The sequence below is a fragment of the Neoakkermansia glycaniphila genome, assembly GCF_001683795.1.
In the GTDB taxonomy this organism is placed as follows: Bacteria; Verrucomicrobiota; Verrucomicrobiia; order Verrucomicrobiales; family Akkermansiaceae; genus Akkermansia; species Akkermansia glycaniphila.
The window spans coordinates 19,526-27,520 of the sequence record NZ_LIGX01000007.1 but is presented as its reverse complement, the minus strand read 5'-3'; the positions used below and the strand labels follow the sequence as shown (position 1 = coordinate 27,520).

4 protein-coding genes and 1 tRNA gene are annotated in these 7,995 nt (G+C 59.7%); 4 read left to right on the top strand and 1 reads right to left on the bottom strand.

Features of this window, described 5'->3' with window-relative positions; all coding sequences use genetic code 11:
• Window positions 1-285: 285 nt before the first annotated feature.
• Both AC781_RS02710 and AC781_RS02705 read left to right on the top strand, forming a co-directional pair.
• Window positions 286-681, top strand: coding sequence for a hypothetical protein (locus tag AC781_RS02710; protein ID WP_067773104.1), 396 nt, complete (start codon window positions 286-288; stop codon window positions 679-681).
• A gap of 32 nt (window positions 682-713) precedes the next feature.
• Window positions 714-3,587 (top strand): chondroitinase family polysaccharide lyase, encoded by a 2,874-nt coding sequence (locus AC781_RS02705; protein WP_067773101.1) that lies wholly within the window; start codon window positions 714-716, stop codon window positions 3,585-3,587.
• A 255-nt stretch (window positions 3,588-3,842) separates the two neighbouring features.
• Here AC781_RS02705 and AC781_RS02700 read toward each other — a convergent pair.
• A tRNA-Ser gene (locus tag AC781_RS02700) sits at window positions 3,843-3,930 on the bottom strand.
• Between the two features lie 112 nt (window positions 3,931-4,042).
• Between AC781_RS02700 and AC781_RS02695 the strand changes: the two genes are divergently transcribed.
• Both AC781_RS02695 and alaS read left to right on the top strand, forming a co-directional pair.
• Complete coding sequence (locus tag AC781_RS02695) at window positions 4,043-4,933, top strand: hypothetical protein (protein ID WP_141675713.1); 891 nt, start codon at window positions 4,043-4,045, stop codon at window positions 4,931-4,933.
• A 231-nt stretch (window positions 4,934-5,164) separates the two neighbouring features.
• On the top strand, window positions 5,165-7,990 hold the full coding sequence (gene alaS / locus AC781_RS02690; RefSeq protein WP_067773095.1) for an alanine--tRNA ligase: 2,826 nt from the start codon (window positions 5,165-5,167) through the stop codon (window positions 7,988-7,990).
• Window positions 7,991-7,995 lie beyond the last annotated feature (5 nt).

Genomic DNA, 7,995 nt, shown 5'->3' with positions numbered 1-7,995 from the left:
CCAGTGAACAACTCGCCCCGAGAATCCAACAGAAAAAAGCACCGCTCCCCGGAAACGTCGTTCATCCTTTGCCAAAAATCGATCTTCCGGAAAAATAGCTCCTAACACATTCTATTTCATAATAGAATACGGAAAAATTGAAAAACAATGTATACCCGAAGCATCAAAATACCACCTGAATCGCATATCATTATTATACAATCATGATTGCAAAATATCTATCCTCATTGCAATTTAGATTGATTTTTCTTGTATAAAGCGCAAGTCCTGTAGTAAAAGGGAAAAATGCAACCTTTACAGACAGCAATCAGAAAATGGCTGAAAGGTATCGGTAAAAACCGTGAATGGCTTGGGGCTCAGTGCGGAGTCAAAAAACGCACAGTCGATTCCTGGTTCTCCTGGAATACGATATCGCCTCAAATGGAAAAACATCTGAAACTGCTCATGCAACACTATCCCGTCGGGGGTGCTCCCAGTCAGCACATACCCGAACAGGATGGCACGCATCAATTGACGTTGACCATTGACACCGATACCTTCGACCTATGGAACCTGGCCGCGCTCGACCAGGGCCTTATCATGCGCGAATGGGCCATACACTCCCTCACGCACATCGTCAAAGATCACCCGCCGGAAACATCCGGCAACAGGCAACAATCCGACCAACCGGCAAAAGCTTGAAATAAAAAACAGGATGGCGGCGTAGTACGAATATGAACGCCACGTTCCGACACGCCATCGCCGCCATCCTTCTTGCCACAACTACCCCGGCATGGGCGCAAGAGCCGCAAGCCGACTTTGAAACAGGCTCGAATGGCTGGCAGGCCTCACAGGGCAGCCGCATCTCTATCGACGGAACCCACTACAAATCGGGCGCCCATGCGCTCTTATGGGCCTGGACCCGGCCCGACGCTACCCTCGCCTACACATTTCCCACGCAAAAAACGGCCCGCCACAAAAACGCCGTCACCCACCTCGGCCTCTGGCTCTACAACGAAAGCCCAAAACGGGAACGCCTCTACCTCGACCTCTACAAAGGCGACACCCTCATTGCCTCCTGCTGGTACAACCTCCGCTACACCGGATGGCGCGTCCTCGGACTCAACACCGCCACCCTCGGCCTCCCAACCGGCACGGAATACGACAAAGCAATCTTCCGCACCGACTCCCCCTCCGGCACGGTCTGGATCGACGCCGTCAAACCGGCCTTCCTCTCCGCGCCTGTCCAGCCCGACGACCAGCAGCCATGGGCCGGAAACCCCGCACTCCTTCGCGAAACGCCGGATAAAACCTGCTACAGCCAGCACGACATCAGCCTCAACCGCCACTACCTCCCTCCCCTCGTCCCAGCCGAACGCATCTCCCCGAAAGCGAAACAGGACATGAACAACCTCGACCGCCACTACCTTGGAAAACCGGGCAGCGGCGGCCTCCCCTACACCGACTTCCCATCGCTCGCCAAAACATTCGAAACCCTGGGCATCAAAGAACAAAACGGCATCGTCACCGGACCGCCTCTCGCCCTCTCCGACAACGGCTTCCACACCATCCCCGGCTCCATCTCCTTCAACCGCACCTACGTCCCCCTCCTCCGCCAACTCTCCACCGCCATCCACAAAGAACAGGGAGAAAACCGCACGCGGGTGGAAAACATGTACATCCTCCTCTGCCGCCACCTCCTCGACCAGGGGCATCAGGAAGGAAGCGGCAACTTCGGATGGATCGGCAACGGCTACGACTACCGCTACTACACCCCCGCCCTCTACGCCCATCGCGACCTCCTCGCCCGCGCAGGCATCCTCGACGGCATCGCCAAAAATGCCGCATGGCTCAACATGGGCCATGCCATGATGAGCGACGCACCCTTCAGCTCCTGCGACCAATTCTACAACTACTCCTCCCACCTCCCCGGAGCCATCCTCATGATCCCCGACGAAGCCGAACGCTACCAGCGGCTCCGCGCCTACAAACAATACCTCGACCGCACCATCGGCCAGAACCCCCTCCCCTTCGGGAGAGACGGCACTGCCCACCACCACACCGGGCACCACCTCAGCTACGGCGGCTACACACCTCCCGCCATGATGCACACCCAAATCCTACCCTTCCGCGACACCGAATTCCGCATCTCCCCGCAAACACAGGAAAAACTCCGCCACTACGCGCTCGCCTGCTCCTGGCAAACCATCCACAACAAACTTGCCCCCAACCTCTACCTCCGCAGCGGCGCGCCTCTCGACTTCAGCGCGGCAAACATCTGCCTACGCCTTGCCCAAATGGGCAGCCCGGACGGTAAAAACCCCGTGGACCAAGAAATGGCCTCCCTCTACCTCACCGCCATCGACGGCAGCGACACCCCCGAAGCCCGGCAATACCAAGCCATGGGCATCGCTCCCGCACGCATCGAAGGCCACTTCAACCTCAACCTTGCTGCGACTGCCCTCCACCGCCGGGAAAACTGGCAGGCGGCAGCCGTCGGCATGCTCCAAATGCACCGCGGCCTTGAAATCTACGGCTGGACGGAAAGCAACAACTACGGCCGCTACAGCCGCAACGCCACCATCTACCTCACCCTCGGCAAAGAAACGGGCTGGCGGCGCGAAGGATGGAACTGGAACCACTGGCCCGCAGGAACCAACCCCGTCCGCGACAACCACGACCTCTTCGAAGGCTACTCCCTCTACAACAACGCCAACAACATGGCGGGCGGCACCGGACTCGACGGCGACGGCGTCTGGGGCAACGACTTCCGCTGCCGCGACATCGCCTTCAAAAAAAGCGCCTACTTCTTCGGCAACCTCGTCACCGTCATCACCACCGGCATAACCCCCATCGATGCCAAAGACAAACAAATCGTCACCACCCTCTACCAGCAATCAACCGAATCCGGACCGGGCCACCCACTCATCAACGGCACCGCCTCCGACAAAACCGACCTCGACGGCAAAACGTCCACACTCCTCACCGACACCCTCGGCAACAGCTACTACATCCACCCCGGAGCCCCCGTCCGGTACAGCCGCAGGGAACAGGAATGGACCTACTTCAACAAACGGGACCTCAAAAACCCGCAGGACAACCCCTGCATCGACATCCGGAAAAAACACTTCCGGGAAACGCCCCTCGCCGCCAACGCCAAATACTACACCCCCACCCGCGGCACCTTCGACCTCGCATACATCGACCACGGAACCAACCCCGCCGGAGCCTCCTGCGCCTACACCGTCTGCATCGCCCCCACCCCGCAGCAGGCAGCCGCATTTGAACAGACCATCGCCACCTCCGCCCCGCCCGTTCGCATCCTCCGGCAGGACGACACCGTCCACGCCGTCCATCACGAACCCACCAAAACCACGGGCTACACCGTCTTTGCCCCCTGCTCCGACCTCCCGGCACCCCTCAAAAGCATCGACCGTCCCGGCTTCGTCATCATCAAAGACCTCGGCGACCGCTACCGCCTCTCCCTCGCCACCGGCGACCCTGAACACAACAAGGAATACCGCCTCGAATTCCACGACGGCACCACAGCCACCATCCGCCCCGACCACCCACTCACCGTCACCCAAACCATCCGTAAAAAACAATAGCTACTACAACCGGATCGTCCAGCACCCAACATCTTCATCACAAATACTCATTCCTCTATATATTCAGATAAGCGGTTTGCCGGATAAACACAAGTATCCACCACAATAACAAAATACCGTCTCTGAATGCCGACCGGATATGGTTGCTTCAATCCATGAAATCTACCTCAAAAACCACCTTCCTGCCAATTTTGGGATTGGCTCAATCATGACACCTCTTCAACCACCCCATTAACCGACACAGAAAAGAAAAAATGGCGGAGAGAGTGGGATTTGAACCCACGGTACGTTGCCGTACGTCCGATTTCGAGTCGGGTGCCTTAAGCCGCTCAGCCATCTCTCCGCTAAAACGGTGCCGCATTTTGCACTGTCGGCACACGCGAGTCAAGCATTTTGAATCGGCAAACCGGACTTTTTGCTTGCCGCCTCCCGGCAATTCCGGCAGAATGTACCGCATGAAAAAATTCTCCCGTCTCCTCGTTGCGTGTTTTCTCGCATTGGCAACGTTCAGCCACGCCCAGAATTTGAACATCGGCACCAGCCGCGACGAGGCCGACAAGGCTCTGCCCAAGACTTACAATTGGAAGGTGCTCGACGACGCCACCGTGCGCCGCACCTGGGCGCAGGGCGACCGGGTTATCACCGCCGATTTCGACGACCAGCAGGGAGGCTGCATTTTTCTTTCCATCAGCTACCCCAAAGGCATCGCCAAATCTGCAGGACAGCAAACCCTCAGCAAGCTGACAAACGGAGAAAAACTCAATTGGAAGAAGGCGAATTCCAAAACGAAACCCATTCTCGGCATGAAGGACGCCATGCACGCCCGCACCGCACTGGGTAATCTCGTCGCCGTCGAAACCAGCAGCAACAAAGTCACCCGCATTTCCCTCTACCGCGGCACGCCGACAAGCAACCGCTTCGACATTCCCGACTACAAGCCGCAACGCAATTCGGGGCTCGGCGTTTCCGCCTCGGCCGGAGTAGGCGCCTACCTCGTGCAGGACGAAACGCGCCGCAAGGCCAGCGGACAAGCAATTGCCGCCAACACACCTGCCAAGCCGCACGCATCCGTTCCTGCGGCAGATAAACCTGCAACCTCCTCCACCACACCTGCCGAACCCCGCACGGAGATCCAGACGGAAAAGGTTTCCAGCTTTGTGGATGACATGACGGTCATCGACTGGATCATCGCCGGCATCGGCCTGCTGGCCCTTCTTGTGCTGTTCATCCTGATGTTCAGGAAAAAACCGCAGCCAACCACTCCCATCATCGTCACCGAACTTGATTCCCGCCATGACGACGAGGATGAGGATGACGACGAAGACGAAACGGATCGCAGGAAATAAACTGCGCCGGCACGGTGCATGCACGCCTCACACCAGCCCCGCATCCTCCCGGCATGCGGGGAGCATCCTTGCCGCCACTCGGACTTCCCCCGGCGGCAACATCCTTTCCAGCAAGACTCTTCCACCTCATTCCCCAGCTTCGCGACCGACAGCCGCCCCTCCCCTTCCACCCTACTTTGCGATTTACACGCAGACGGAAAAAGGGTATAGTCGCCCAGCAGAATACACGCCATGATGACAGCAGCCCAAATCCGACAGAGCTTTCTCGATTTCTTTCAGGAAAAACAACACGCCATCGTCCCCTCCGCATCCCTGATGCCGCAGAGCCCCGGGCTGCTCTTCACCAATGCCGGCATGAACCAGTTCGTGCCTTACTTCCTCGGTGTGTGGACCCCGCCGTGGAACCCCGCCCGCGCTGCAGACACCCAGAAGTGCATCCGCGCAGGCGGCAAACACAACGACCTTGAAGATGTCGGCTACGACACCTACCACCACACCTTCTTCGAGATGCTCGGCAACTGGTCCTTCGGCGACTACTTCAAGACGGAAGCCATCGACTGGGCATGGGAACTCATCGTGGAGCGCTGGGGCTTCCCTGCCAACCGCCTCTATGCCACCGTCTATGCGCCCGACAAAAGCAAGGGCGATCCCGGCGAATTCGACCAGGAAGCATGGGACTGCTGGGCCAAACACTTCCGTAGCAAAGGACTGAACCCCGACATCCACATCGTCGACGGCAATGTGAAGGACAACTTCTGGATGATGGGCGAAACCGGCCCCTGCGGCCCCTGCTCCGAACTGCATGTGGACCTCACGCCCGAAGGAGCCACGCAAGGCTCCCTCGTCAACCAGAGTTCCGACCAGTGCATCGAAATCTGGAACCTCGTCTTCATCCAGTACAATGCCGAAAGCGACGGCACCTTCCGCAACCTCCCCGCCCGCCATATCGACACCGGCATGGGCTTTGAGCGCGTCGCGTCGATGATTCAGGGCACCAACGGATTCACCGACTTCTCGAAACGCATTTCCAATTACGCGACGGACGTTTTCGCCCCCCTCTTTACAAAGCTTGAGCAGCTCAGCGGCCGCACCTATGCGGACATCTACCCGCAGGGCGGAGCCAAAACCATCGGCGACAACGAGCAACAACTCCGCGAAGCCATCGCCTTCCGCGTCATCGCCGACCACATCCGCACCCTCAGCTTCTCCATTGCGGACGGCATCCTGCCCGGCAACAACGGCCGCAACTACGTCCTCCGCCGCATCCTGCGCCGCGCCGTCCGCTACGGCCGCCAGCTCGGCCTCATGAAACCCTTCCTTGCGGAACTCGTCGACACCCTCGTCGAACAGATGTCCCCCGTCTTCCCGGAACTCGCCGCACGCTCCCAATCCATCAAGGACACGCTGCACCGCGAAGAAACCTCCTTCAACGAAACGCTCGACCGCGGCCTCGACCTCTTCGATGCCGAAGCCGCCGCGCAGGGCAAAATCTCCGGCGACTTCGCCTTCAAGCTCTACGACACCTTCGGCTTCCCGATCGACCTCACCGCCCTGCTGGCGGAAGAACGCAAGCTCGCCATCGACACGGACCGCTTCGAGCAACTCATGGAAGAACAGCGCGAACGCGCCCGCGCTGCACGCAAGAGCCAGATCGTCCGCGCCCTCGACCTCAAAACGGACGCCGTCACCGAATTCGTCGGCGCCGAACAGGACGAATGCGAAAGCCCCGTCCTCGAAATCCATGAACAGGACGGCATCGTCACCGTCATCCCGGCACGCACTCCGTTCTATGCCGAAATGGGCGGACAGGTAGCCGACCACGGCACTATCCGCATCGGCGGAGAAACCTACCCCATCTCCGGCGTCCAGCAAATCGGCCAGGCTCGCGCCCACCTGGTGGATGCCGCCACCGGCATCAGCATCTCCCCGGGAGACACCGTCACCCTCACCATCGATGCCGACCGCCGCCGCTCCATCGAAGCCCACCACAGCGCCACCCACCTGCTGCACAAGGCTCTTCAGGAAATCGTCAGCATGGACATCGCCCAGCAAGGCTCCTTCGTCTCCGACGAACGCCTCCGCTTCGACCTCAACAGCGCCGCCATCACCAAAGACCAGCTCCGCGCCGTCGAAGAACGCGTCAACGCATGGATCGATGCGGACCTTCCCATCGCCTGCCGCGAAATGCCCTACGCCGACATCAAGAACAACAAGGACATCTGCCAGTTCTTCGGCGACAAATACGGCGACATCGTCCGCGTCGTCCAGATGGGCGGCGAAGAAGGAGCCCTCAACGGCATCTCGATGGAACTCTGCGGCGGCACCCACGCCCGTCGCACATCCGCCATCGGCTTCTTCAAAATCAAAAGCGAAGGCGCCATCGCCTCCGGCGTGCGCCGCATCGAAGCCGCCACCGGCCCCCACGGCTACGGCATCGTGCAGGAATACATCGCAGCCAAAATGCCGGACTTCGCCACCAATCTCGAAAAACTCGCCGAGGCCAACGGCAAGCTTGCCGATCTCGGCGTCGAAACCGTACCCATGCCGCCCAATGCCGAGCACCCGGCGGAACAGGCCGTCGCCGCCCGCGACATCGCCACCGTCAACGCCCGCCTTGCGGACTTCGATACCTACTTCGAAGCCATGAAGCAGGCCGCGCTCGATGCAGAAAAACGCCTCAAGAAAGCGCAAGCCGCCGCCGCCGCCAGCCAGGCCGACGCCCTGCTGAACGACCTGCTCGCAGCCGACAACATCGTCACTCTCGCCGAAGGCGGCAACGAACTCCTCACCGAACTCTTCAACGGACTCAAAAAACGCCAGTACGCCGGAGCCGCCTTCCTCATCGTGGACGATGGCAGCACCCTCTACCTCGGCGCCTACTGCGGCGAACGCGCCCTTGCGGAAGGAACGCAGGCCGGCAAACTCATCCAAACCCTCGCCCCCATCGCCGGAGGCAAGGGCGGCGGCAAGCCCGACATGGCCCGAGGCTCCGCGTCCGCTCGCACCGCCGCCAACGAACTCATCGCAGCAGCCCGCAAGGCCCTGCACATCTCCTGACATAC